The following is a 22,486-nucleotide window of genomic DNA, read 5'->3' on the forward strand; positions in this document are numbered from 1 at the left end:
TGCTCCTTAAAGGACGGCCCGAAGGCGACCCGCAAAGTCAGTCAGAGATTCAAGGTTGTTCAGGCGAAGAAGAGGTACAGCAGCAGCAGGATGCCGACGGCGGCCGGGGCCTTGTAACCGATGGCGGGTGCCAGGGCGCCGACGGTGCCGGCGACGCCGGACAGGATCACGCCGAAGATCGCGGTCAGCCACGCTTCGCGAATGCCGCCGATGGCGAGAGCGAGGACCCAGCACAGCACCACGCCGGTGCCGATTTCGACGAAACGAACGAAGCCGCGATAGGTCTGCTCGTGAGTCTTCTCGTCCATTGCCGGGCTGTAATGCACGCCGGTCACGGTCTTGGTATCGGCCATCTTGTGGGCGTCCCCTTGGGTATCATCTTGATTTGTTCCAAGGGGATTTAGCGCATGCCAAGGTCGCTCGCAATCGAGATGCGTGCCCCGCATTCGCCACGAACGCCTTTTTATGGCCGCGCTTTCAAGCCGGCCAAGCACCTTTGCGCTGCACCATCAATTCAGGTCGCAGTTCAGGTCGCAGTTCAGGTCGGAAGCCCGAGCCCGGCTCTGGTCAAGGCCTCGCTCTGGCGCGTCTCGAGTTCCGCAAGCGAGAACTTGTCGATCTCGGCTTCGAACAACCGGTGGTAGTTCAGCTCCGAGCGCAGGTGAAGGAACACGGCGCCGAGCCCGACGGCCGCCCGATCCATGAAGACGAATTCCTGCGGGATTGTGACAGGACCACGGGCCTTGAGCGCCTGATGCACCTCGAAGGCCTGGCGCCGGCCGTATTCGCCCGGCTTCACGCCGTCCGCGACGGTGCGTGTGCGATCCTCCAGGATCGGTCCATAGATAAAGCGGGCCCAGATGTTGAGGATCTCGACCAGTTCCTTGTTGAGGTTCTTGAAGCCCCAGGTTTCATAAGCGTGGACGATACGGGCATTGTCGTTGGTCAGGAGGCCTCGGTAGAGATCCACCACGCCGCCGACGAAGCGCGGATGGAAGATGCGGACGCAGCCGTAATCGAGCAGGTTGATACCCTGTGCCTCGCCGCCTTCCGAGAACACCGTGTAGTTGCCGAGATGGGGATCGCCGTGGATCACGGCGGCCCGGCTGAACGGATGCCACCAGGCCTTGAACATGGACCGCGCGAGGCGGTTGCGGATCTCCACCGGCGAGTCGGCGAAGTTCAGGATGCGCTCGCCGTCGAGCCAGCCCAGCGTCAGCAGGCGCTTCGTCGACAGATCCTTGTGGATGGGCGGCACCCGCACGGCATCGACGTCGCGCAGGACGTTGCCGTACAGCACGGCGTGCTTGGCCTCGCGCTCGTAATCGAGCTCCTCGCGCACGCGGGCACCGATCTCCTTGGCGATTTCGCGCGTGTCGAGCCAGGACGACATGCGCCGATGCAGGGCGAAGGCGATCTCGAGCTGCTTCAGGTCGGCCTCGACGGCCGACTGCATGTCGGGATACTGGAGCTTGCAGGCGAGCCGGGTGCCGTCGAGGGCCGTCGCCCGATGGACTTGGCCCAGTGAGGCGGCAGCCGCGGGCTTCAGGTCGAAGTCCTGGAAGCGCGACTGCCAGTCGGCCCCGAGTTCGGCCATCATCCGGCGCTTGACGAAAGCCGCGCCCATGGGCGGCGCATCGGCCTGCAGCTTCTGCAGTTCGGTGGCGTATTCCGGCGGCAGCAGATCCGGCACGGTGGCGAGGAGTTGGGCCACCTTCATGATCGGCCCCTTGAGCCCGCCGAGAGCTTGGGCCAGGGCGGCCGCGTTGGTCGGGGCCTCCTTGCCGCCGAACAGCTTGGCGCCGGCCATCCGCGCCGCGACCCCGCCGACATTGGCCCCGACGCGGGCATAGCGGCCGGCACGGGCGGAAAAGCGGTTGGCTTCGCGATCGATCTCGCTCATCGGAATCATTCAACTCGTCGGGAGAGGCTCCTCCCGAGATAAGCGCGCCGCCCGCGCTTGCCAGGGCGGCGGGCTCATGGGTCGCGGACCCGCGCTTACGCCTCCGGCCAGTTGTCGCGAATCCAGCGGGTGAGCCCGGCCTCGTCGATCTCGCCGGCGGCGAGGCCGAGGATCACGGCGGTGGCCTCGGCGGGATCCGGCTGGAAGGGAATCGCGTTCAGGCGGAGAAAAAGAATCATCGCCACAAACGCAATTCGCTTGTTTCCATCGATGAACGCATGGTTTCGTGCCAGACCGAAAGCATAGGCAGCCGCGAGCGAAGCGAGATCTCCGTCCTCGTAGCGCCACCGATTGGCTGGTCGCTCCAAGGCGGATTCTAAGGCATTCTCGTCACGGAGTCCTGTCGGTCCACCGAAGCGCGCGAGTTGTCGCTCATGGGCGATCTTGACCTCCTCGGAGGTCAGCCAGCGAGGCTCGGTCATTGGGCGAGCGTACGCAGCGTGTCTTTGTATTCGTCCATGATAACGTCGACCAATGCCATCGCACGATCGAACTCAGGATCGTATGGCGTCAGTCGCACGCCACCATCCGGCATCTCGGTGACGTGAAGCCACTGGCCCTGGGACAGGTTGAGCTTTGCCATCAGCTCCTTCGGCAGGATCAGCCCGGTCGAATTGCCGATCTTCTTGACTTCAAGCTTCATCGCGAACCGCCTCCCGTTGTACGAAGCGTACAACGGGAGGCGGAGATCGTCCAGCGTCAAGCGCCGAGAGCTAAGCGGCGTTAGGCGTCTTCCATTCCTTCCAGCTCGACGATCATGCCCTCGATCATCGACAGGCCGATCTGCCAGAAGCCCGGATCGCGGGCGTCCAGGCCGAACGGGGCGAGGAGTTCGCCGTAGGGCTTGGCACCTCCCGCCGACAGCAGGGCGAAGTAGCGCTCGACGAAACCGTCCTCGGCTTTGGCGTAGACGCCGTAAAGCGAGTTCACCAGGCAATCGCCGAAGGCGTAGGCGTAGACGTAGAACGGTGAGTGGATGAAGTGCGGGATGTAGGCCCAGAACGGCTCGTAGCCCGGATCCAGGGCGATGGCCGGGCCGAGGCTCTCGGCCTGCACCGACATCCACAGGCCGTTGATCCTCTCGGCGGTCAGCTCGCCCTGCGCCCGGGCGAGGTGGACCTTGCGCTCGAAGGCGTAGAACGCGATCTGGCGCACCACCGTGTTGATCATATCCTCGACCTTGGCGGCCAGCATCGCCCGGCGCTGCGAGACGCTGGAGGTCGCCGCGAGCAGGCGGCGGAAGGTCAACATCTCGCCGAACACGCTGGCGGTCTCAGCCAGGGTCAGGGGCGTCGGCGCCATCAAGGCGCCGTTCGGGCCCGCGAGCACCTGGTGCACGCCGTGCCCGAGCTCGTGCGCGAGGGTCATCACGTCGCGCGGCTTGCCCTGGTAATTGACCAGCACGTAGGGGTGGGCCGAGGGGACGGTCGGGTGCGCGAAGGCGCCCGGCGCCTTGCCGGGCCGGGTCGGCGCGTCGATCCAGTTGCGGTCGAAGAAGGTGCGGGCGATGTCGGCCATGCGCGGCGAGAACGCCCCGTAGGCGTTCAGCACGGTGTCGCGGGCCTCGGTCCACGGGATGGTGCGCTGTTCCACCTTCGGCAGCGGCGCGTTGCGGTCCCAATACGGCAGCGCCTCGACGCCGAACCACCGGGCCTTCAGGCGATAATAGCGGTGCGACAGGCGCGGATAGGCCGCCTGCACCGCCTCCACCATCGCGGCGACCACCTCCGGCTCGACGCGGTTCGACAGGTGGCGGGCATCGGCCACGTCGGCGAAGCCGCGCCAGCGGTCCGAGATCTCCTTGTCCTTGGCCAGCGTGTTGGTGATCAGCGTGAAGGTGCGCAGGTTCGCCCGGAAGACGTCGCTGAGCGCGCCCGCGGCTTCCTTGCGCACGGTGCCGTCCGGGTCCTGGAGCTTGTTGAGGGTGGGCTCCAGGGTCAGCTGCTCGCCCTGGACGGGGAAGCGCAGCGACGCGATCGTGCCGTCGAAGAGCCGGTTCCAGGCCGAGCGGCCGGTGACGGATTTTTCGAGGAACAGCTTCTCGGTGCGGTCGTCGAGCTGGAACGGCTTCTCCCGGCGCAGGTCCTCGATCCACGGCGCGTAATGCGCCAGCGGTCCGTCGGCCATCGCCCGGTCCATCTCCGCATCCGGAATCCGGTTCAGCTCCAGGGCGAAGAACAGGAGATGGCTGGAGGCCGTGGTCAGGCGCTCCTGGGTGTCGCCGTAGAACTTCTCCCGGCGCTCATCGGTGGTGTCGCCGGAATAGACGAGGCCCGCGAACGACATCAGCCGGCCGAGCAGGTCCTCGATGCCCTCGTAGGCCGCCACCGCCTCGGCGAGCTGGGCCGACGCGTCGGGGGCGGAGGCCATCGCGGCGAGACGGCCGGCATAGCGCTCCGAGAACCGGGCGCAGTCGACCTCCGCGCGGGCGAGATCGGCGGTGAAGTCGGGGGCGTCGATGCCCGCGTAGAGGTCGGTCAGGTCCCATTCGGGCAGCACGCCGAGATCGGCTGCGTGGGCGGCGGCCCGCGCCGCGCTGGCCCCTTCCGCATTCGCGACGATGCCCGACAGGCTGGCATGGGCGACGGCTCGGCTCGGCATGATGGTTTCTTTCTTCGCGACACGACCTGGGCGACTCGACGGTGCCAGGCGCTGATATCGAGCGCCCGGCGGGCGCGATCAATCCGGCGTGAGGAGAATCCTGCCGCTTGCAGCGCTTTCCCGGGGGGATTCGGCAAAGGGTCACACCCACCCTGGTCTTCACCGCAAAAAGTCTGATCGTCGTTAAGCGCGGCTTTACGGTCTTGGGTCACCCTACGGTTCGAAACGAAACAAACCGGCGGTGCGCAGCCGGGCGAACCCGTGTCGCCCGCTCTCCTCCGCTTGCGAAACGCGAGGCGCTCCCATGTCGACAACGGTCCTCATCGTCGACGATGATCCCGTCCAGCGCCGTCTCGCCGAGGCGATGGTGCGGCGCCTCGGCTTCAACGCCAAGGTGGCCGAGAGCGGCGAGCAAGGTCTCGAAACCCTGCGCGCCGGCGATCCGATCGACGTGGTGCTCCTCGACCTCGTCATGCCGGGCGGCCTCGACGGCCTCGCGGTGATGGCCGAGATGCGCAAGACCGGCCTCGACGTTCCGGTGATCGTGCAGACCTCGAACGGTTCAATCGATGCCGTGGTGACGGCGATGCGGGCGGGCGCCGTCGATTTCGTGGTCAAGCCGGCGGGTGCCGAGCGGCTGCAGGTTTCGATCAAGAACGCCCTTAAGGTCGATCAGCTCGAGGAAGAGGTTCGCCGCATGCGCCGGCGCGCCTCCGGCGCCCTCAGCTTCGAGGACCTGACCTCGCGCAGCCCCGACATGGACCGGGTGATCCGGCTCGCCGAGCGCTCGGCCAAATCGAACATCCCGGTCCTGATCGAGGGCGAATCCGGCGTCGGCAAGGAAGTGCTGGCCCGCGCGATCCAGGGCTCGGGCGACCGGCGCGGCAAGGCCTTCGTCACCGTCAATTGCGGCGCGATCCCCGACAACCTCGTCGAATCCACCCTGTTCGGCCACGAGAAGGGCGCCTTCACCGGCGCCACCGATCGCCACGTCGGCAAGTTCGTCGAAGCCTCGGGCGGCACGCTGTTCCTCGACGAGATCGGCGAACTGCCGCTCGACGCCCAGGTCAAGCTTCTGCGCGCCCTGCAGGAAGGCGAGGTCGATCCGGTCGGCGGCAAGCGCAGCGTGCGCGTCGACATCCGGCTGATCTCGGCGACGAACCGCTCGCTGCTCGATCTCGTCAAGCAGGGCCGCTTCCGCGAGGACCTGTATTACCGGCTCAACGTGTTCCCCATGACGCTGCCGCCCCTGCGCGCCCGCCGGGAGGACATTCCCGATCTGGTGCGCTCGTTCTGCGCGCGCTTCGCCGCCGAGGAGGGCAAGCGCGTCCGGGCCATCACCCCCGAGGCAATGGCGCTGCTCACCCGTTACGGTTGGCCCGGCAATGTCCGCCAGTTGGAGAACGCGCTGTTCCGGGCGGTGGTGCTGGCCGATGGCGACGAGCTGACGGTGTCGGAATTTCCGCAGATCGCCGCTCAGGTCGAAGGCTTCGACGTCCGGATTCCCGCCGCTCCGCTGCAGCCGATGGTGCAGCACGGCGCCCCGGAACCGGTGCGCGAGATCGTCCGGGTCGAGGTCCGCGATCCCCACGCCATGAGCCTCGTCGCCGAGGAGACCGGCGAGATGAAGACCATGGAAGCGCTGGAAGCGGAGATCATCCGGTTCGCGCTGCAATATTACCGCGGCCGCATGTCCGAGGTGTCGCGCCGCCTCGGAATCGGCCGATCCACCCTCTATCGCAAGCTCAAGGACCTCGGCCTCGAGGACGGCGACAAGGCCGACGAGGCCGCGGCCTGAGGTCTTGCTCCGAAATCTCGGCTTGAGACCGCACGATGCGGTCTTAAGCGGAGGTCTCGACATGGCGTGCGGGTCGACCCACCCGTATCGCCCCGGGACGGCCCAACGGCGCAGGTGCATTTGCACACGCGCCCGCTTGGCCCGATTGTCCTAATCCGATCGGCCTGCCGGGTCGGTCCTGAGGAGTTGCCATCATGGGCGTTTCGCGCTCCGCCTCCGTTGCGCTGTCCGCCCTGCTGGCGGGCTGCATCGGCTATACGGCCCAGGCTCAGACCCAGGCCCAGACCCTGCCCTCCGATGAGGTGACGGCTCAGGCCAAATCGGCCGAAGCGGCTCAAGCCAATCCTCCTGAAGCGCCCGCTGTCGCGCCCGTCGTCAAAAACGCCTCCGTCGATGCGGCCGCCCCGGCGGTCGAGCCGGCCGCGCCGCAGGCGGGTGCTGCGGCCCCATCGACAGGATCCGCACCCGACGCAGCCGCGTCCGCACCGGTCGCCGAGGCGCCGCCGCCCCTCCCCGCCGATCCCCAGGGGGCGGCCGTCGCCGCACGGCTCCTCGATCCGGCACCGCTTCTGCCACGCCTCTCCACGAAGGAGCGCGAGGCCATCCAGGCCTTCTACGCGCTGGGCGCCTTCAAGCCGGTCTGGATCGTCGACGGCGCCCTGACCCCGGCGGCCAAATCCGCCGCCGCCCGCCTCGCCGCCGCCGGCGAGGACGGCCTCACCTCCTCGGCCTACCCGGTGCCGGTCCTCGGCACGCAGGGCGCCACCGAGGCACAGATCGCCGAGGCCGACCTGAAGCTGTCGGCCGCGGTGGTGCTCTACGCCCGCGACGCGCGCGGCGGCCGCATCCACCTCGCCAGCCTGTCCCGGCTGATCACCCCGACCCTCGACCTGCCCGCCCCCGACGCGGTCCTCGGCCGCATCGCCTCCGCGGGGACCCAGGCCGGCGCGCTGCTGCAGGGCTACAATCCGGCTCAGCCCGGCTACCTCGCCCTCAAGGCGCGGCTGGCGACCCTGCGCGGGCACGGTGAGACCCCGGCCGCCCCCAGCGTCCAGCTGCCGCCCGGTCCCGTGCTGAAGCTCGGCATGAGCGATCCGCGGGTGCCGGCCCTGCGCACCCGCTTCGGCCTGGAGACACGGACCGCCGGCACCCTCGATGCCGGTCCCGGCGATCCGCAGACCTACGATGCCCGGGTGGTCGCCGCCGTCACGGGTTTCCAGCGCGCCCGCGGTCTGGCACCCAACGGCCATCTGACGCCGCAGACCGTGGCGGCGCTCGCCCGGCCGGACTCCGCCGCCCGGCCCGATGCCGGCGAGGCCGCGCTGATCGTCAACATGGAGCGCTGGCGCTGGCTGCCCTCCGACCTCGGCCGCGACTACGTCCTGGTCAACATCCCCGAGTTCCGCCTGCGGGTGATCCGGGACGGCCGGCAGCGGGATGAGGCGCGGGTCATCGTCGGCAAGACGGAATCGCCGACGCCGATCTTTTCCGGGATGATGGAATACGCGGTGGTCAATCCGTCCTGGAACGTGCCGCCCTCGATCCTGAAGAACGAGTTCCTGCCCGGGCTCGCCCGCGATCCGAACTACGCGGCGCGGCGCGGCTACGAGGTGGTCTATCGCAACGGCAACGTCTCGGTGCGCCAGCCGCCGGGCGAGCGCAACGCCCTCGGGTTCATCAAGTTCATGTTCCCGAACAACCATGCGGTCTACCTGCACGACACACCGAACCGCAGCCTGTTTTCGTCGTCCCAGCGCGCCCTCAGCCATGGCTGCGTGCGCGTCGACGACCCCTTCCGCTTCGCCGATGCGGTCCTGCCCGAGGCCTGGTCGAGCGAGCGCCTCAAGAAACTCATCGGCAAGGGCGAGCGCCAGATCCGCCTGCCCGAGAAGCTGCCCGTGCACCTCGCCTACTTCACCGCATCGGTGGACGAGACCGGGAGCCTGCGCACCCTGCCGGATCTCTACGGCTACGATGCGCGCATGAAGATCGCCCTCGGCCTCAGCCCCGGCAGCCTCCTGGTCGCCAAGGCGAAGGAGGGCAAGAGCCCGGATCAGGCACGTCGCGGCACTCAGAAGCCGACCGTGACCGGCCGGACCGGTCCCGCCCTCACGGCCGCCCCGAAGCCGATGGCCGAGGCGCGGCGCCAGCGCGTCCGCGAGGTCAACTCGGAGACGGGATCGGCTGCGCGGGGGAATCCCGGCCGCGCTCCGGGCGATTTCGGCGAGCCCGACCTGTGGACTCCGCGTCCGGGCCGGCCCCTGAACAGCTGGTGGTAGGCCCGACGCGCCGGGGACGATGCTGAAGCGGGGTTTCATCGACCGCGCCGGCATCGTTTTCACCTCCCGACATCTTGGCGACGTCATTCCCATCGCGGGCGAATAGTCTCGAGGACAGGACCATAAGCCTGGGTGTGCGTCTCCGCACAGCCGGGCACGATTTTGCCACGGTTGAGACTTAGCCGTTAACGCCTGAACCGACGACGCGTCGAGGACCCGATAACCGGACGTTTACGGTTTTCGGCAACCTTGCGTTCACCATGATCCGTGCCCCGCATGCGATCGGGAGAGGGTGAGACAACGGTGGGTAAGCTTCTGCGACACGGTCAGACCACGCGTCGACGCTTCCCCGCTCCGGCGCGTCTCCGGCGCCTCGCGGTCATCGCGGCCGGCATCGGCCTCGCGGTGGTCGGCGGAACCCGTGGTACCCAGGATGCCGTGGCCAACGGCGACACCCGGACCCTCTCGATCTATCACACCCACACGAAGGAAAGCCTGACCGTCACCTTCAAACGGGATGGCCGCTACGACCGCGCCGCCCTGGAGCAGTTGAACTGGCTTCTGCGCGACTGGCGCATGGAAGAGCCGACCAAGATGGACCCGCGCCTCTTCGACACGGTGTGGGAGGCCTATCGTTCGGTGGGCTCGCAGGAGCCGATCAACGTCGTGTCGGCCTATCGCTCACCCGGCACCAACGCGATGCTGCGGCGGCGTTCGAAGATGGTGGCCGAGTACAGCCAGCACATGCTCGGCAAGGCCATGGATTTCTACCTGCCGGACGTGTCGATCGATCAGATCCGCGCCATTGGCATGCGGATGCAGCGCGGCGGCGTCGGCTGGTATCCGCGCTCCGGCTCTCCCTTCGTCCATCTCGACGTCGGCTCGGTCCGGTCCTGGCCGCGCATGACCCACGATCAGCTGGCCCGGCTGTTTCCGGATGGCAAGACCGTCCACCTGCCGAGCGACAATCGCCCCCTCCCCGGCTACGAGATGGCGCGGGCCGAAATCCTGCAGCGGGGCGGCACCGTGCTCGGCGTCACCGAAGTGGCGCAGATGGACGAGGATGACGGCCCGAGCATCAAGGGCTTCTTCGCCAGCCTGTTCGGCGGTGGCCGCACGCAGGAGACCGCGCCGCCGGTCCAGGTTGCCGCCAAGGCCTCCGACCGGACGTCCGAGCGAATGAGGGCGAAGCCCTCCCCCGTCGTCGTCGCGAGCGCCGACCCCGAGGATGCGGTCGGGGCTCGCGCCGCCCTCGCCTACGCGGCGCCCGCCGCCGACGAGACCCTCAACGGCGCCCTCCTCCGTCGCGACGGACGCGACGCCCAGAGCCTGCTGACCGCCGAAGCGCCGAATGCGGCTGCCTCCGAACCCGCGAAGGCCACTATCGTCCTGCCGCTGCCGCCCCGGCGTCCGGCGGAGTTCGCAGCCGTCACCGCGGCCTTGACCATGCCGCTACCGCCGTCGCGGCCGGCCGTCCAGGTGGCGAGCCTCGGTGCCGTCGGGATGGCCAACCTGACGTCCACGCCGAGCCGCTCCGCGGCAATCCCGGTGCCGGCCAACGCCGATTCGCGCACCCAACTTCGCGCCCTGTTCGCGGCCGCCGCTTCCGACGCGGAGCCCGCCAGCCGCGCGGCGCCGGTCAGGCTCGCGAACGCGAAGGCCAAGCTCGACGGCGCGCCCGGTGCGGTCGTGGCGCGGCCGGCCGGTGTCGCCACCCGCTTCTCGGTTCGCAGCCCCGGCGACGACCTCGCCGCGACCCGCTTCACCGGGTCCTCGACCCGAGGCGTTCCCGGCACCCGCTGACCGGGTCCGGTCCGCGATCGGACGATCGGGAGGGGCGGGGTTCGCTCCGTCCCTGTCTCGCCCGGGCATGTGGAACGGTCGGCGCCGCGTGCCCTGGTCGGCGCCGGACAGTCTTTCGCCATGCCGTTCTGGTGTTATCCGGTGGGAATACGGCCGATCCCCGTGTGTATCCGTCTCGGCGAGGCGATCTGTCCTGATGGCGGCCGGACACGCCGCGATGGACGTGAGCAACGGCATCAACACCGGACCTTGGGCGTCGGACCCGTGTCCTGACCGTTCCTGATCTCGAGTCCGCCAGCCTCGCGCGGATGAAGCAGCGCTTGGCGCTTCGACAAGTCTTGATCCGAACGACTGCGTTTTATCGGGCTCCAGCGCCGCGCAGAATTGGAGAGATCCGGCGCTATACGTAGTTTCCGGACGGGGGGAACGCCCCCGCATCACCCATATGGTGTATGACGCCGCCCCGCTGGCTCGGGACAAGGTGTGAATCCCTCACATCGGGAGGATTTGGCAACCGTCTTTCGCGAGATGGCGTTGCAGGCGGTGCGGAGGACCAGGGATCGTGATGTTTTCGATCAGCGCGACGTGCCTGCTGGCGGGGATCGTCCTCGCGCTGGTCGCGCAAAGTTACCCGCGCCGCCGGGTCGCCCTCGAATGGGCCGGCGGCACGCTCCTGATCGCGGGGCTGGGGCTGCTCGGCGCCGGTCTGCGCCTGTTCCGCTGACGGTCCCGGCTCAGACCATCCCGAGCGCCTGCATGTACAGCTCCAGGATCGCCTCTTCCTCCTGGCGCTCGGCATGGTCCTTCTTGCGCAGGGAGATGATCTTGCGCAGGGCCTTGGTGTCGAAGCCGGTGCCCTTGGCCTCGGCGTAGACGTCCTTGATATCGGAGGCGAGGCCGGCCTTCTCCTCCTCGAGGCGCTCGATGCGCTCGATGAAGCTCTTCAGCTGGTCGGCGGCGACGGAGGAGGCGTCGACGGCGGGTGCGGCGGATGCGGCCATGGTGGTTTCAAGTCCCTGACATGCGAGGCGCGGTGCGGGGCGCCGGAACCGCCTCGATAAGCCGTCAAGCTTACCGGGACCTTAGTGCGGCTCGGCCGCCGCCTTGGCGAAGGCCGCCTGTTGCTCCGGGGACGCGTCCGACTGGTACAGCCGCTTCCACTCGGCGAACGGCATGCCGTAGACCGCCTCCCGGCTCTCGTCCTTGCTCATCGGCAGGTCCTTGGCCTCGGCCGCGTCCTTGAGCCAGTTCGATAGGCAGTTGCGGCAGAACCCGGCCATGTTCATCAGGTCGATGTTCTGCACGTCGGTCCGGGCCTGCAGATGGGCCACGAGGCGCCGGAACACGGCGGCCTCGAGTTCGGTGCGGGTGGCGGCGTCGATCTCGGTCATGGTGCGGTGTCTCCGTTTGTCGGCTTGAGGTCGGGCGGCCCGGCCCCGCCGTCAAGCGGCGATCGGCAGCATCGGCCGGAGCAGGCGCGCGAAGCGGGTCGCCCATTCGGCCTGTCCCGCCTCGCCGACGATGAGATCCTGGCGGATCTCCACCAGGGCGTTCGGCAGCCCGCGCGCCATGGCGTGACGGTCGATGGTGTCGCCGGGCAGGCCGCCGCCGTAGGGCTCGTTGTCGCCCACCGTCAGCCCCGCCGGATCAGCGCGCAGGCCCGCGATCAGGGGCGCGCTCATGCGGTCGTCCCGGTCCCACAGGATGCCGACCTCCCAGGGCCGGGGCACGCCGCGCCAATAGGGCGTGAAGCTGTGGATGGTGACGATGGCCGGGCGCCTGCCGGTGGCCTCGGCCTCGGCGATGCCGGCGTCGATCGCCTCGTCGAAGGGCGCGTAGAAGCGCCGGATGCGCTCGGCCTTGCCGTCCTCGTCGATGCGGGCATTGCCCGGCACCACCGCCCCGTCGGAGAGGCGCATCACCAGGGTCGGGTCGGCCCGGCCCCGGTTCGGATCGATGATCAGGCGTGAGAACCGGGTCAGGATCGCCGGCACGCCGAGATCCGCCGCCAGCCGGCGCGTCACCGCGGCGGCGCCGATGTCGTAGGCGATGTGGCGGGCGAATTCGTGCTCCGGCACCCCGAGCTGGTCGAGGTCGGCCGGAACGTGGTTGGAGGCATGGTCGCAGATCAGGAGCAGGCCCCGGGCGGGATCGCCCGGGATGGTCTCGACGGGATGCGGTGGCTGCATGGGAAGGCAGGGTCCGGTTGAGCGCGGGCGGCGGCGTTGGAACGAACGGCACCGGTTTCGCCGGCGGGAAGCAAGGCCCCGGCCGCATCGCGGGGGATGCGCCGTCACGCACGGCTTACCCGTCATGCGTGGCTTGCCGAGGCGGCGAGCGTCGGGCACAGCACGTATCGCGGATCGCGCCGCGACGGCAACAATCCGGCACCATGCCGGGGGCACAACAATCCGGAGGACAACCACCGGGCCGCCTTCGCGATCGACCACCGGAATACGGAAACGCCATGACCGACTCCAACTCGACCGGCTCCAACTCGACCGAGACCGCCCGCGCCCTGCTCCTGCATTGCCTCGATGAGGCGATCGCCGCCGCCCACCCGGCGCGCTGCCTCGTGCCGCACCTGCCGGCGCCCGGCCAGGGCCGCCTCATCATCCTGGGTGCCGGCAAGGCCGGCGGCAGCATGGCGGCCGTCGCGAGCCGGTTCTACCGGGAGGAGCACGGCGTCGATCCGAGCCGCATCGTCGGCCTCGCGGTCGCCCGCCACGGCTACGGCGAGGAGGCGCCGATGATCCGCATGGTCGAGGCCGGACACCCGGTGCCGGACCAGGCCGGCATCGACGCCACCATCGACACCCTGAAGATCGCCGCCGACGCGGGGCCGGACGACGACGTGCTGGTGCTGCTCTCGGGCGGCGGCTCGGCCAACTGGATCGCCCCGGCCGGCGACCTGACGCTCACCGAGAAGCAGGCCATCACCAAGGCCCTGCTGCGCTCGGGCGCGCCGATCAACGAGATCAATTGCGTGCGCAAGCACCTGTCGCGGATCAAGGGCGGCCGGCTCGCCATGATGGCGCGCAACGCCCGCTCGATCCTGACGCTCGCCGTCTCCGACGTGCCGCACGACGACCCGGCGGTGATCGCCTCCGGCCCGACCGTACCCGACCCGTCCACTCTGGCCGATGCCCGCGCGATCTGCGAGCGGCGCGGCATCCCCCTGCCGGAGACCGCCAAGGCGCTCCTCAACGATCCCGCCAACGAGACACCGAAGGCCGGCGACCCCGCCTTCGCCCGGGCCGAGTACCGCATCATCGCCCGGCCGATCGACGCCCTGGAGGCCGCGGCGGCTGCCGCGTCCGCGGCCGGCTACGAGCCGGTGATGCTCGGACCCGACGTCGAGGGCGAGGCCCGCGAGGTCGCGGCCGAGCACGCCGGCATGGCCCGCGAGATGGCGGCGGCCGGGCGCAAGGTCGCCATCATCTCGGGCGGCGAGCTGACGGTCACGATCAAGGGCGAAGGCCATGGCGGCCCGAACCAGGAATACGCCCTGGCGCTCGCCCTGGCGCTCGACGGCGCCCCCGGCATCCTCGGCATCGCGGCCGACACCGACGGCACCGATGGCGGCCGCGGCGAGGCGACCGATCCGGCCGGCGGCCTGGTCGACCCGACCACGCTGGCCCGCGCCCGCGCCGCCGGGCTCGATCCCGCCGCGATGCTGGCCGACAACGATTCGACGAAGTTCTTCGCCACCATCGGCGACCTCGTTCAGCCGGGTCCGACACGCACCAATGTCAACGATTGCCGCATCATCCTCGTTGGCTAGGTGCGCCGGCGGGCGGTCCCGGGTCTTCGATGGGTCCACGGTCACCTTGGGTCCCCTCTCCTGGACGGAAACGGGCAGGGTGAGGCGTATGGATTCTCCGGACACGACCCACGCCTCACCCCAGCCCTCTCCTTCCAGGAGAGGGAGCGGCGTCGCGGCGTCGTCCGGCGGGGTCCTGCCCTGGGTTGCCGCGCTTCGGGCTGGAAACGGCGACCAACGCGGCGGACAGCTGGCCCGGCTCGCCCGCGCGGTCGCTGGCACGGTCGCCGTCACGTGCCTTGCGGCGATCCTCGTGCCGGTGCCGGCCCGCGCCGACCTGCGCATGTGCAACCAGACCGCCAGCAAGGTCGGGATCGCGCTCGGCTACCGCGACCCGCAGGGCTGGGTGACGGAGGGCTGGTGGGACGTCGCGCCCAAGGTCTGCGAGACGCTTGTGAAGGGAGCCCTCGCGGCGCGGTTCTACTACGTCTACGCGGTCGACTACACGCGCGGCGGCGAGTGGAGCGGCCGCTCGCTGATGTGCACCAAGGACCGTGAGTTCACGATCCGCGGCGTCGAGGATTGTCTCGCCCGGGGTCTCGACCGCAACGGCTTCTACGAGGTCGACACCGGCGAGCAGAAGAGCTGGACCATCCAGCTCACCGACCCCAACCAGCCGGTGACGCCGACGCCGTGACAGGCGGCCAAAGCCCGTGTCGCAACGGCGAGCCCCTGGGACGGACGTCCCGGCTCGGGCCACCTGCGCCCTCCTGGTGGCGATGAGGCCCGGTCCGGCCCCACCCTGTCAGGTTCGGCCAGGCCGGGGGATCGTTCTCACCGGCTCGCGGGCCGGCTCAGGGCTCGCGCGCCATGGTTCGCCCTCAGGCTGTCGCCCGCTTCTCAACGACGGTCGTGTTGACGGTGTCGGCGGGCTCATACAGCCACCGGGCCATGGCGCCGGCCGCGATCGCGCCTGCGATCGGCGCGAGCCAGAACAGCCACAACTGCATCACGGCCTCGCCGCCCGCGAACAGCGCGGGTCCGGTGCTGCGAGCCGGGTTGACCGAGGTGTTGGTCACCGGGATCGAAATCAGGTGGATGAGGACGAGAGCAAACCCGATGGGGATGCCGGCAAACCCCGTGGCGGCGCCTTTCGAGGTCGTGCCGACGATGATGAAGAGGAAGAAGAACGTCGTCAGGAATTCGATGATCAGGCAGGCCGCGAGACCGTACTTGCCGGGGCTGAGATCACCGTAGCCGTTCGACGCGAACCCGTTCGGGACCCAGCCGGCCTTGCCCGACGCGATCACGTAGAGGACGCCGGCCGCGACGACGGCGCCGATCACCTGGGCGACGATATAGGGCAGCACGTGCCGGTTCGCGCAGCGGTGGGCCGACCAGAGTCCGAGGGTCACGGCCGGGTTGAAGTGGCCGCCCGAGATGTGCCCGACCGCATAGGCCATGGTCAGCACGGTGAGGCCGAAGGCGAAGGCCACCCCGAGGAAGCCGATGCCGAGTTCCGGAAAAGCAGCCGACAGAACGGCGGCGCCACAGCCGCCGAAGGTGAGCCAGAAGGTGCCGAAGAACTCGGCGGTCGCGCGCCGCATGGTATCGTGATCCATCCTGAAACCTTTCGCTGCAAGAGTCCGCGAAGTGCTCGCGATCGGTCAGGACTGAAGATTTCAGTCGGCAAAGCGCGAGTTCGAGTTATCGACGACGGCATGGGCTAAGACGCCTTGCGCGAAAGTTGCATGTGCCCGTTGAGGTGGCAATTGTCGGCGCTGCGAATATTTTAGCAGTTGATTGCTTCTGTGCCTTATTATTGAGCTGATATGCTCAAGGATCATGAGCAAAGCGCCGGATTCAAAATCCACTGGGTATTCTGAGCCGAATTCATAGCTCTGCCGACGCGGCGTGGCTTTCGTGAAAAGCCGGCGGGTCTAGGCCACGCCGATACTGGGACGGACAAGGCCGAAACGATGCCGAATCTTGCAGCCATGCGGTGGATGTCGGGACCTGAAGTCCGATACCCTCGCGGTCCGTTCCGGCAAGACCGCGCGTCGAAGTCCTCGTTTCCGCAGTCCGGCTGTCGTGAATCCGGGCGCGGAGGGCCGCGCAGAACGTCGAATGTCCATCCACAAAAACATTGACAATATTCCTATTTCGTGCTTTCCTGCCGCCACTCGCCTCCCCCCGACGGGAGGCCCTTCGGCGGACCGGGTCGAGGGGTTTGGGAGGACGAGACGGCGCCCGCGCCGATGGCCCGGTTTCGCCATCGCCCCGGGCAGCGCCGCGCGACGCAGGGTGTCTCGGCGCGGGTTGGGCCTCTTCAGGCCGGACCCGCAAACCCTGGGGTACCTCCAGACAACGGACGACCCGCCCACTACGAGACGGGTACGGGGCCGTGGGCCATGATCAGCCGGCCGCCAGGGGCCGCCGCCTTCCAATAGGGGGCGACGGACCGTGGAGGAGGGCCGCCATAAGCCGAGTCGCCGACGCCGTAGAGGACGCCGTGACGTGACAGGTTCGACCCTTCGGGGCCGCGCCCAGGGACGCCGGGAGACCGGCTTCGTTTTCCCTTCGTGGTTTCGCGGCGTCCCGCGTCTCCCGCGTCGGTGAAACCCCGCGCCGGGATCGGCGGCGGGGCCGCGCGCGCATGCCGGCAGCGCATCGCGACCCCCTGGACGGGGGTCGGGGGCGGCCCGGCGTTCTTGACGCGCCGGCCCCATCGGTGCTTGTGGCCCTTCGCTCAACGCCGGTCGTCTGAAACCGGCGAGGCCTGATTTCGGGGATGGAGACCACAGTGAAACGCTCACGCCGCACCAAGATCATCGCGACCCTGGGTCCCGCCTCCGATACGCCGGAGATGATCGAGAAGCTGTTTCGCGCCGGCGCGGACGTCTTCCGCCTCAACATGAGCCATCTGCCCCGGGAAAAGCTGCCCGAGAAGATCGAGGTGATCCGCACGATCGAGCGGGAGTTGAAGCACCCGATCGCGATCCTGGTCGATCTCCAGGGACCGAAGCTGCGCGTGGCGGCCTTCGCCGAGGGTGCGGCGATGCTGGCGAACGGCGCCACCTTCGTGCTCGACAGCGACCCGACCCCCGGCGACGTGTCGCGGGTGTTCCTGCCCCATCCGGAGATCCTCTCCGCCCTGGAGCCGGGCCACGTGGTCATCATCGACGACGGCAAGCTGCGGCTGACCGTGACGGAGGTGTCCGAGGGCCGCGCCGTGACCCGCGTCGAGGTCGGCGGCCGGATCTCGAACCGCAAGGGCGTCTCTCTCCCCGACACCGTGATCCCGGTCGCCGCCATGACCGAGAAGGACCGCGGCGACCTCGAGGCCGGCCTCGCGGCGGGCGCCGACTGGATCGCCGTCTCGTTCGTGCAGCGTCCCGAGGACGTGGCCGAGGTGAAGAAGGTCGCGGCCGGCCGGGCGCTCATCATGGCCAAGATCGAGAAGCCGCAAGCCCTGACCCGGCTCGAGGAGATCATCGAGATCTCCGACGGCCTGATGGTGGCGCGCGGCGATCTCGGCGTCGAGATGCCCCTGGAGCAGGTGCCCGGCGTGCAGAAGCGCATCACCCGCGCCTCGCGCCGCATGGGCAAGCCGGTCGTGGTCGCGACCCAGATGCTCGAATCGATGATCACCGCCCCGGTGCCGACCCGCGCCGAGGTCTCGGACGTCGCCACCGCCGTCTACGAGGGGGCCGACGCGGTGATGCTCTCGGCCGAGAGCGCATCGGGTTCGTTCCCCATCGAGGCGATCTCGATGATGAGCCGGATCGCCGAGCAGGTCGAGCGCGACGCCCTGTACTGGACCATCCTGACGGCCCAGCGCTCGGAGCCCGACGCCACCGCCTCGGACGCGATCGCGGCGGCGGCGCACCAGATGGTCGACGCCCTCAACCTCACGGCGATCATGGCCTGGACGCATTCCGGCTCGACCGCCCTGCGTCTCGCGCGCTCGCGGCCCAACGCGACGATCATCGCGCTGACCCCGAAGCGCGAGACGGCCCGGCGCCTCGCTTTGTGCTGGGGCACGCACCCGATCGTCACCAAGGACGCCAGCGACGTGGACGACATGGCGTTCCGCGCCGCCAAGTTCGCGGTGCGCGAAAACTTCGCCGAGATCGGCGGCCGCATCATCGTGGTGGCGGGCGTGCCGTTCGGGACGCCGGGCGCCACCAATCTGGTGCGTATCGCCTTCGTGACCCGCGAGCACGCCGCCAAGGCGTGAGGTTCATGACGGAGCCGCGCCGCCGGTTCGTTGCGGCGGCGCGGCTCAGTGAGTGGTGACGGATTCGGACAGGCGGACCACCTCGTCGACGACCGCCTGCGTCGCCACCGCGTGGACCATATGGCCGATGCCGGCCAGCTCCACGAGCCGTGCGCCCGGGATGAGCCTGGCCAGCGGACGGGCATGCCGCTCGGCCGGGACGATGGCGTCGCGGTCGCCGGTGACGATCACGGTCGGTACCGCGATGCGCCCGTAGGCGGCGCTCTGCTGCTGGAGCGCGGCCGGCAGCGCCATCAGGTCCTGGACATTGGCCAGCATCGTCGCCGGTCGCAGGACGAGGGCGGCGCGGCTGGCCTCCAGGTAGCCCGGCGGCGCGCTCTGCGGCTTGAACACCGATTGCCCGGCCGGTCCCAAGTAATAGAGACCGACCGGCGTGGCGACGGTCCGGCTCAGCAGCCACGTCACCGGCGGGACCAGGGCAAGGCGGTAGTACCAGGGGATCGGCCCCATCTCGGGCAGCGGCATCACCGCCGGCGACACCAGGACGAGCCCCGAAACGCGATCCGGATGATCGAGGGCCAGGGCGGTCGCCAGCGCTCCGGACCAGGAATGGCCGAGCACGAGGGCGGGGCCGATGCCGAGATTCGCCAGCGCCTCCGCGATCACGGCGGCCTGCGCCCGCGGCGTCGCCAGGGCGCTGCCGCCGGGGCGGTCACTCCAGCCGAAGCCCGGCCGGTCGAGGGCCACCACCCGGAACCCCTCGGCGGCGAGGCGCCGGCCGAGATCTGTCATCGGATCGGCCGCATTGGCCGAGGCCCCGTGCAGCAGCACCACGGTGCCCCGCGCCGAGGGATTCGGGCCGGCCTGGATCGTGGCGATGCGGCCGCCCGTCACCGCCACGAACGGGCCAGCCGGCGGATAGCGCGCATCGATGCGCGCCGAAATCAGCAGGGTGATGCCGGCCGCGATCAGCGCCAGCACGAGGCCGCCGGCCAGGAGACCGGCGATCAGCTTGAGGAGGAACATGGGGGCTACAGGTCGCGACCGTCGACGTCGGGCGCCAAGCGGTCGATGGCGGTCTGGAGCCGGTCCATGCGGGGATAAAGGGCCGATGCCCGCCGGAATGCCTCCAGGGCACGGCCCTTGTCGTCGAGGCTCTGGTAGATCCGCCCCAGGGCCGCCCAGGCCTCGAAGTGGCGCGGCTCCAGAACGAGCGTACGCTGGAGGTCGGCGATGGCCGCCGACGGATCGGACAGCATCCAGAACACTGTCGCGCGCCGATTCCAGCCCTCGGACCAACCGGGCTCCAGGGTCGTCGCCCGGTCCATCAGCTCGATCGCCAGCGGAAGATCCTGGCCGGACATCGCCTGCCGGGCCCGCTCCGTGAGAAGGTCAGCAGTGGCGCTGCCGGACCGGCCCAGCCGCTGCTCGATCAGGCGGGCGACGCCCTTGGCCTCGGCATCGTCGCCGGCGGCCTTCAGGCGAGCATAGAGGTCGTCCAGGGAAAGCGGCTGGCTCTTCTCCGGCTTCGCCGCCTCCCGGACCGGAGCCGCCCGGACGAGCGGCACGGAGAGAACGCAGAAAGCCGCGACAAGCGCGGCTCTCAGGCAGGATCGGGCGGGATCGTGTGGCGACATGGGCGAAGCTTCCTCGCCTCGCATCGCCACGTCAACGTGCGCGCTTGCCGCGTCCCCTCGGGGGCGGCAGCAAACCCTTCAGCCCTGACGGGCCTTGAAGCGCTTCTGCGTCTTGTTGATGATGTAGACACGGCCCTTGCGACGCACGATCTGGTTGTCGCGATGACGGCCGCGGAGGGACTTGAGGGAGTTGCGAATCTTCATCGGTCTCACGTCGGTCGAGCGATCAGCCCGCCGCCTGTCCATAGGGTCTCGGGAACGAGGCACCTGACGGCGGCCTCGGCGATGTGTCGATGCATCGCGGAAAGGCGGTTGCCTTATCAGGATTCGCGCCGGCAAGGCAAGGCTTCCGGGGCGCTTCCGCCGCATCTCCGCGCTTGTACCGCTCGATTGGGCTATCAGGGAAACTAGATCCGTCCCTCACTTGCACCTCGAAAGGCCGGGACGCTCGCCCGCTGCGGATGACCGCCGCCAAGCCTTTCGATCTCGGGTTTCGCGAAAACGTGAACGGAGAGCCGTTTCCAGCGTAGTCAAACCTGCATCGCCCGAGAAACACTATCCATCTGTAAAGAGTCTCGGCCCTATAGAATTCGAGCGCGAGCCGATCGCGCAGATGGGGCTTTGACGACCGACATGGAGCATTCGGAGCAGGCTCAGGACGCGCCGGTACCGCGCCGCGAGGAGCGCAGCCCGACCAATTGGATCGCCACCATCCGGTTCCGGGACGGGACCGAGATCCCCTGCACCGTCAAGGACGTCTCGAAATCCGGCGCCCGGATCTGCATCGGGGCCAAGCAGGACCTTCCACCGGTCTTCATGCTGCGGATCATCGGCCGGGATTTTCTGTGCCTCGTCCGGGTCGCCTGGCGGCGGGGCGACTATGTCGGGGTCCGCATCGAGCGCGTCGGCAAGGTTCCTTCCGCAGCCGCCGCAACAGCCCCTGTTGCTCAGCCTGTCCCGGTGACGTCCGAACCGACGACACGGGCAGCCGTTCCCGATGGCGGCGGGCTTGGCGTTCCATCCCGCAAGCGCGGGATTTCGGCTTTCTAAGCTCCGAGCCCACCTCAGTTACACCTGTCTCCCTCTGGCGTCAGACCCTCCTGCGCAAGGGTGGTTCAAAACGAAAAACCCCGCCTGCCAGAGCAGGACGGGGTTTTCTCGTTCGACAAAAGTGGAGCGGATCAGGCCGCGGTGCGGTTGCGAGCTTCGCGCTTGGTGTCCACACCCGAAGCTTTGATCTCGGACAGCTTCTGGGCGACGTTGCGCGAGAACACGAACTCGGCCGGGCGCTGGTTCTCAAGGCTGACTTCGGGCGCCATGTCGCCCTCGGTCTTGATGCCACGGATGGCATGGATCAGCGGCTTCCAAGGCTTCTTCACGGAATCGACCACCGACGAGGCCTCGTAACCGGAATGGACCATGCAGTCGGCGCACTTTTCATAGTTGCCGGTGCCGTAGGAATCCCAGTCGGTCTCCTCCATCAGCTCCTTGAAGGTCGCCGCATACCCCTCGCCGAGCAGATAGCAGGGTTTCTGCCATCCGAACACGGTCCGGGTCGGGTTGCCCCACGGGGTGCAATGATAGGTCTGGTTACCGGCCAGGAAGTCGAGGAACAGACCCGACTGCTGGAAGGTCCACTTCTCGCGACCCTTCTCCTTGCCGTGCCGGAACACGCCGCGGAACAGCTCCTTGGTCGCCTTGCGGTTCAGGAAGTGCTTCTGGTCGGGCGCGCGCTCGTAGGCATAGCCAGGCGAGACCGTAATGCCATCGATGCCCATCTTCGTGACGCTATCGAAGAAGTTGGCGATCTTGTCGGCCGACGAGTTGTTGAAGAAGGTGCAGTTGATGGTGACCCGGAAGCCCATCTCCTTCGCCTTGGCAATGGCCGCCACGGCCTTGTCGTAGACGCCACGCTGGCACACCGACTGGTCGTGCATCTCCTTGTCGCCATCGAGATGGATCGACCAGGTGAAGTACGGGCTGGGCTTATACTCCTTGATCTTCTTCTCAAGGAGGAGCGCGTTGGTGCAGACGATGGCAAATTTCTTCTGGGCGATGATGCCCTCGACGATCTGCGGCAGATCCTTGTGCAGCAAGGGCTCGCCACCAGCGATCACCACCACGGGTGCACCGCACTCGCGCACGGATTCAAGAGCGTCGGCCACCGGCAGGCGCTTGTTCAGAATCTCGTCCGGGTAATCGATCTTCCCGCAACCGGCGCAAGCAAGATTGCAGCGGAACAGCGGCTCCATCATCATCACGAGCGGATAGCGCTTGCGACCGGTGAGGTGCTGTTTCAGAATGTAGCCGCCGATCTTCGCGACGTACCGGATAGGGATGCCCAAGACGCGGCTCCTTGTTGTTGGCCCCGATGTATCGGGCTGCTTAGCGTGAAAAAAGGC

Annotated in this window: 21 protein-coding genes; 8 read left to right on the forward strand and 13 right to left on the reverse strand. The window is 68.5% G+C overall.

The window, feature by feature from the left end; translation table 11 throughout:
* Positions 1 to 59: 59 nt before the first annotated feature.
* The 5 genes from J7U37_RS01260 to J7U37_RS01280 form a co-directional block, all read right to left on the reverse strand.
* The gene (locus J7U37_RS01260; protein WP_056180837.1) at positions 60 to 353 is read right to left on the reverse strand and encodes an aa3-type cytochrome c oxidase subunit IV; all 294 of its coding nucleotides are present in this window, start codon (positions 351 to 353) and stop codon (positions 60 to 62) included.
* Positions 354 to 538: 185 nt separating this feature from the next.
* A complete protein-coding gene (locus J7U37_RS01265; RefSeq protein ID WP_247634572.1) occupies positions 539 to 1,903 on the reverse strand; it encodes an AarF/ABC1/UbiB kinase family protein in 1,365 nt (454 codons plus the stop codon).
* A 95-nt stretch (positions 1,904 to 1,998) separates the two neighbouring features.
* Positions 1,999 to 2,385: a type II toxin-antitoxin system death-on-curing family toxin gene (locus J7U37_RS01270; protein WP_247634573.1), complete on the reverse strand. Its 387-nt coding sequence runs from the start codon at positions 2,383 to 2,385 to the stop codon at positions 1,999 to 2,001.
* Complete coding sequence (locus J7U37_RS01275) at positions 2,382 to 2,606, reverse strand: AbrB family transcriptional regulator (RefSeq protein WP_247634574.1); 225 nt, start codon at positions 2,604 to 2,606, stop codon at positions 2,382 to 2,384. The genes J7U37_RS01270 and J7U37_RS01275 overlap by 4 nt, the downstream gene beginning before the upstream one ends.
* A gap of 80 nt (positions 2,607 to 2,686) precedes the next feature.
* A complete protein-coding gene (locus J7U37_RS01280; protein ID WP_247634575.1) occupies positions 2,687 to 4,564 on the reverse strand; it encodes a M3 family oligoendopeptidase in 1,878 nt (625 codons plus the stop codon).
* Positions 4,565 to 4,868: 304 nt separating this feature from the next.
* On the opposite strand from J7U37_RS01280, the gene J7U37_RS01285 reads away from it, so the two are divergent.
* From J7U37_RS01285 to J7U37_RS01300, 4 genes are all read left to right on the forward strand, one after another.
* Complete coding sequence (locus J7U37_RS01285) at positions 4,869 to 6,362, forward strand: sigma-54 dependent transcriptional regulator (protein WP_247634576.1); 1,494 nt, start codon at positions 4,869 to 4,871, stop codon at positions 6,360 to 6,362.
* Between the two features lie 194 nt (positions 6,363 to 6,556).
* On the forward strand, positions 6,557 to 8,641 hold the full coding sequence (locus tag J7U37_RS01290) for a L,D-transpeptidase family protein (protein WP_247634577.1): 2,085 nt from the start codon (positions 6,557 to 6,559) through the stop codon (positions 8,639 to 8,641).
* Between the two features lie 276 nt (positions 8,642 to 8,917).
* On the forward strand, positions 8,918 to 10,444 hold the full coding sequence (locus tag J7U37_RS01295) for a DUF882 domain-containing protein (RefSeq protein WP_247634578.1): 1,527 nt from the start codon (positions 8,918 to 8,920) through the stop codon (positions 10,442 to 10,444).
* Between the two features lie 565 nt (positions 10,445 to 11,009).
* The gene (locus J7U37_RS01300; protein WP_156376003.1) at positions 11,010 to 11,168 is read left to right on the forward strand and encodes a hypothetical protein; all 159 of its coding nucleotides are present in this window, start codon (positions 11,010 to 11,012) and stop codon (positions 11,166 to 11,168) included.
* A 10-nt stretch (positions 11,169 to 11,178) separates the two neighbouring features.
* On the opposite strand, the gene J7U37_RS01305 is transcribed toward J7U37_RS01300, so the two are convergent.
* The 3 genes from J7U37_RS01305 to J7U37_RS01315 form a co-directional block, all read right to left on the reverse strand.
* Complete coding sequence (locus J7U37_RS01305) at positions 11,179 to 11,445, reverse strand: DUF2312 domain-containing protein (RefSeq protein ID WP_056180857.1); 267 nt, start codon at positions 11,443 to 11,445, stop codon at positions 11,179 to 11,181.
* 81 nt (positions 11,446 to 11,526) lie between these two features.
* Positions 11,527 to 11,835 (reverse strand): DUF1244 domain-containing protein, encoded by a 309-nt coding sequence (locus J7U37_RS01310; protein WP_056180861.1) that lies wholly within the window; start codon positions 11,833 to 11,835, stop codon positions 11,527 to 11,529.
* A gap of 51 nt (positions 11,836 to 11,886) precedes the next feature.
* Positions 11,887 to 12,633, reverse strand: a complete 747-nt coding sequence (locus J7U37_RS01315) for an N-formylglutamate amidohydrolase (protein WP_056180864.1) — start codon at positions 12,631 to 12,633, stop codon at positions 11,887 to 11,889.
* A gap of 278 nt (positions 12,634 to 12,911) precedes the next feature.
* Here J7U37_RS01315 and J7U37_RS01320 point away from each other — a divergent pair, with 278 nt between their 5' ends.
* The gene (locus J7U37_RS01320; protein WP_247634579.1) at positions 12,912 to 14,228 is read left to right on the forward strand and encodes a glycerate kinase; all 1,317 of its coding nucleotides are present in this window, start codon (positions 12,912 to 12,914) and stop codon (positions 14,226 to 14,228) included.
* 286 nt (positions 14,229 to 14,514) lie between these two features.
* Positions 14,515 to 14,904, forward strand: a complete 390-nt coding sequence (locus tag J7U37_RS01325; protein WP_274533539.1) for a DUF1036 domain-containing protein — start codon at positions 14,515 to 14,517, stop codon at positions 14,902 to 14,904.
* Positions 14,905 to 15,088: 184 nt separating this feature from the next.
* Here J7U37_RS01325 and aqpZ read toward each other — a convergent pair whose 3' ends face one another.
* The gene (gene aqpZ / locus J7U37_RS01330) at positions 15,089 to 15,829 is read right to left on the reverse strand and encodes an aquaporin Z (RefSeq protein ID WP_056180871.1); all 741 of its coding nucleotides are present in this window, start codon (positions 15,827 to 15,829) and stop codon (positions 15,089 to 15,091) included.
* A gap of 1,181 nt (positions 15,830 to 17,010) precedes the next feature.
* Between aqpZ and pyk the strand changes: the two genes are divergently transcribed.
* Positions 17,011 to 18,447, forward strand: coding sequence for a pyruvate kinase (gene pyk / locus J7U37_RS01335; RefSeq protein ID WP_056180953.1), 1,437 nt, complete (start codon positions 17,011 to 17,013; stop codon positions 18,445 to 18,447).
* A gap of 45 nt (positions 18,448 to 18,492) precedes the next feature.
* Here the strand turns inward: pyk and J7U37_RS01340 are convergent, their stop codons facing one another.
* The 3 genes from J7U37_RS01340 to ykgO form a co-directional block, all read right to left on the reverse strand.
* Positions 18,493 to 19,473: an alpha/beta hydrolase gene (locus tag J7U37_RS01340; protein ID WP_247634580.1), complete on the reverse strand. Its 981-nt coding sequence runs from the start codon at positions 19,471 to 19,473 to the stop codon at positions 18,493 to 18,495.
* A 5-nt stretch (positions 19,474 to 19,478) separates the two neighbouring features.
* Positions 19,479 to 20,084 carry a tetratricopeptide repeat protein gene (locus tag J7U37_RS01345; RefSeq protein ID WP_156633848.1) on the reverse strand — a complete coding sequence of 202 codons (606 nt, stop codon included), beginning with the start codon at positions 20,082 to 20,084 and terminating at the stop codon, positions 19,479 to 19,481.
* Between the two features lie 78 nt (positions 20,085 to 20,162).
* Positions 20,163 to 20,288 (reverse strand): type B 50S ribosomal protein L36, encoded by a 126-nt coding sequence (gene ykgO, locus J7U37_RS01350; RefSeq protein WP_055886195.1) that lies wholly within the window; start codon positions 20,286 to 20,288, stop codon positions 20,163 to 20,165.
* Positions 20,289 to 20,705: 417 nt separating this feature from the next.
* Between ykgO and J7U37_RS01355 the strand changes: the two genes are divergently transcribed.
* Positions 20,706 to 21,134 (forward strand): PilZ domain-containing protein, encoded by a 429-nt coding sequence (locus J7U37_RS01355; protein WP_247634581.1) that lies wholly within the window; start codon positions 20,706 to 20,708, stop codon positions 21,132 to 21,134.
* 131 nt (positions 21,135 to 21,265) lie between these two features.
* Here the strand turns inward: J7U37_RS01355 and hpnH are convergent, their stop codons facing one another.
* Complete coding sequence (hpnH, locus tag J7U37_RS01360; RefSeq protein WP_056180880.1) at positions 21,266 to 22,429, reverse strand: adenosyl-hopene transferase HpnH; 1,164 nt, start codon at positions 22,427 to 22,429, stop codon at positions 21,266 to 21,268.
* Positions 22,430 to 22,486: the final 57 nt, after the last annotated feature.

Origin of the sequence: Methylobacterium sp. 37f (assembly GCF_023093475.1) — a bacterium.
Lineage (GTDB): Bacteria > Pseudomonadota > Alphaproteobacteria > Rhizobiales > Beijerinckiaceae > Methylobacterium.

Coding starts and splice junctions, on each gene's coding strand:
- J7U37_RS01260 (WP_056180837.1), bottom strand. CDS start 353: ATGGCCGATACCAAGACCGTGACCGGCGTGCATTACAGCCCGGCAATG.
- J7U37_RS01265 (WP_247634572.1), bottom strand. CDS start 1,903: ATGAGCGAGATCGATCGCGAAGCCAACCGCTTTTCCGCCCGTGCCGGC.
- J7U37_RS01270 (WP_247634573.1), bottom strand. CDS start 2,385: ATGACCGAGCCTCGCTGGCTGACCTCCGAGGAGGTCAAGATCGCCCAT.
- J7U37_RS01275 (WP_247634574.1), bottom strand. CDS start 2,606: ATGAAGCTTGAAGTCAAGAAGATCGGCAATTCGACCGGGCTGATCCTG.
- J7U37_RS01280 (WP_247634575.1), bottom strand. CDS start 4,564: ATGCCGAGCCGAGCCGTCGCCCATGCCAGCCTGTCGGGCATCGTCGCG.
- J7U37_RS01285 (WP_247634576.1), top strand. CDS start 4,869: ATGTCGACAACGGTCCTCATCGTCGACGATGATCCCGTCCAGCGCCGT.
- J7U37_RS01290 (WP_247634577.1), top strand. CDS start 6,557: ATGGGCGTTTCGCGCTCCGCCTCCGTTGCGCTGTCCGCCCTGCTGGCG.
- J7U37_RS01295 (WP_247634578.1), top strand. CDS start 8,918: ATGCGATCGGGAGAGGGTGAGACAACGGTGGGTAAGCTTCTGCGACAC.
- J7U37_RS01300 (WP_156376003.1), top strand. CDS start 11,010: ATGTTTTCGATCAGCGCGACGTGCCTGCTGGCGGGGATCGTCCTCGCG.
- J7U37_RS01305 (WP_056180857.1), bottom strand. CDS start 11,445: ATGGCCGCATCCGCCGCACCCGCCGTCGACGCCTCCTCCGTCGCCGCC.
- J7U37_RS01310 (WP_056180861.1), bottom strand. CDS start 11,835: ATGACCGAGATCGACGCCGCCACCCGCACCGAACTCGAGGCCGCCGTG.
- J7U37_RS01315 (WP_056180864.1), bottom strand. CDS start 12,633: ATGCAGCCACCGCATCCCGTCGAGACCATCCCGGGCGATCCCGCCCGG.
- J7U37_RS01320 (WP_247634579.1), top strand. CDS start 12,912: ATGACCGACTCCAACTCGACCGGCTCCAACTCGACCGAGACCGCCCGC.
- aqpZ (WP_056180871.1), bottom strand. CDS start 15,829: ATGGATCACGATACCATGCGGCGCGCGACCGCCGAGTTCTTCGGCACC.
- J7U37_RS01340 (WP_247634580.1), bottom strand. CDS start 19,473: ATGTTCCTCCTCAAGCTGATCGCCGGTCTCCTGGCCGGCGGCCTCGTG.
- J7U37_RS01345 (WP_156633848.1), bottom strand. CDS start 20,084: ATGTCGCCACACGATCCCGCCCGATCCTGCCTGAGAGCCGCGCTTGTC.
- ykgO (WP_055886195.1), bottom strand. CDS start 20,288: ATGAAGATTCGCAACTCCCTCAAGTCCCTCCGCGGCCGTCATCGCGAC.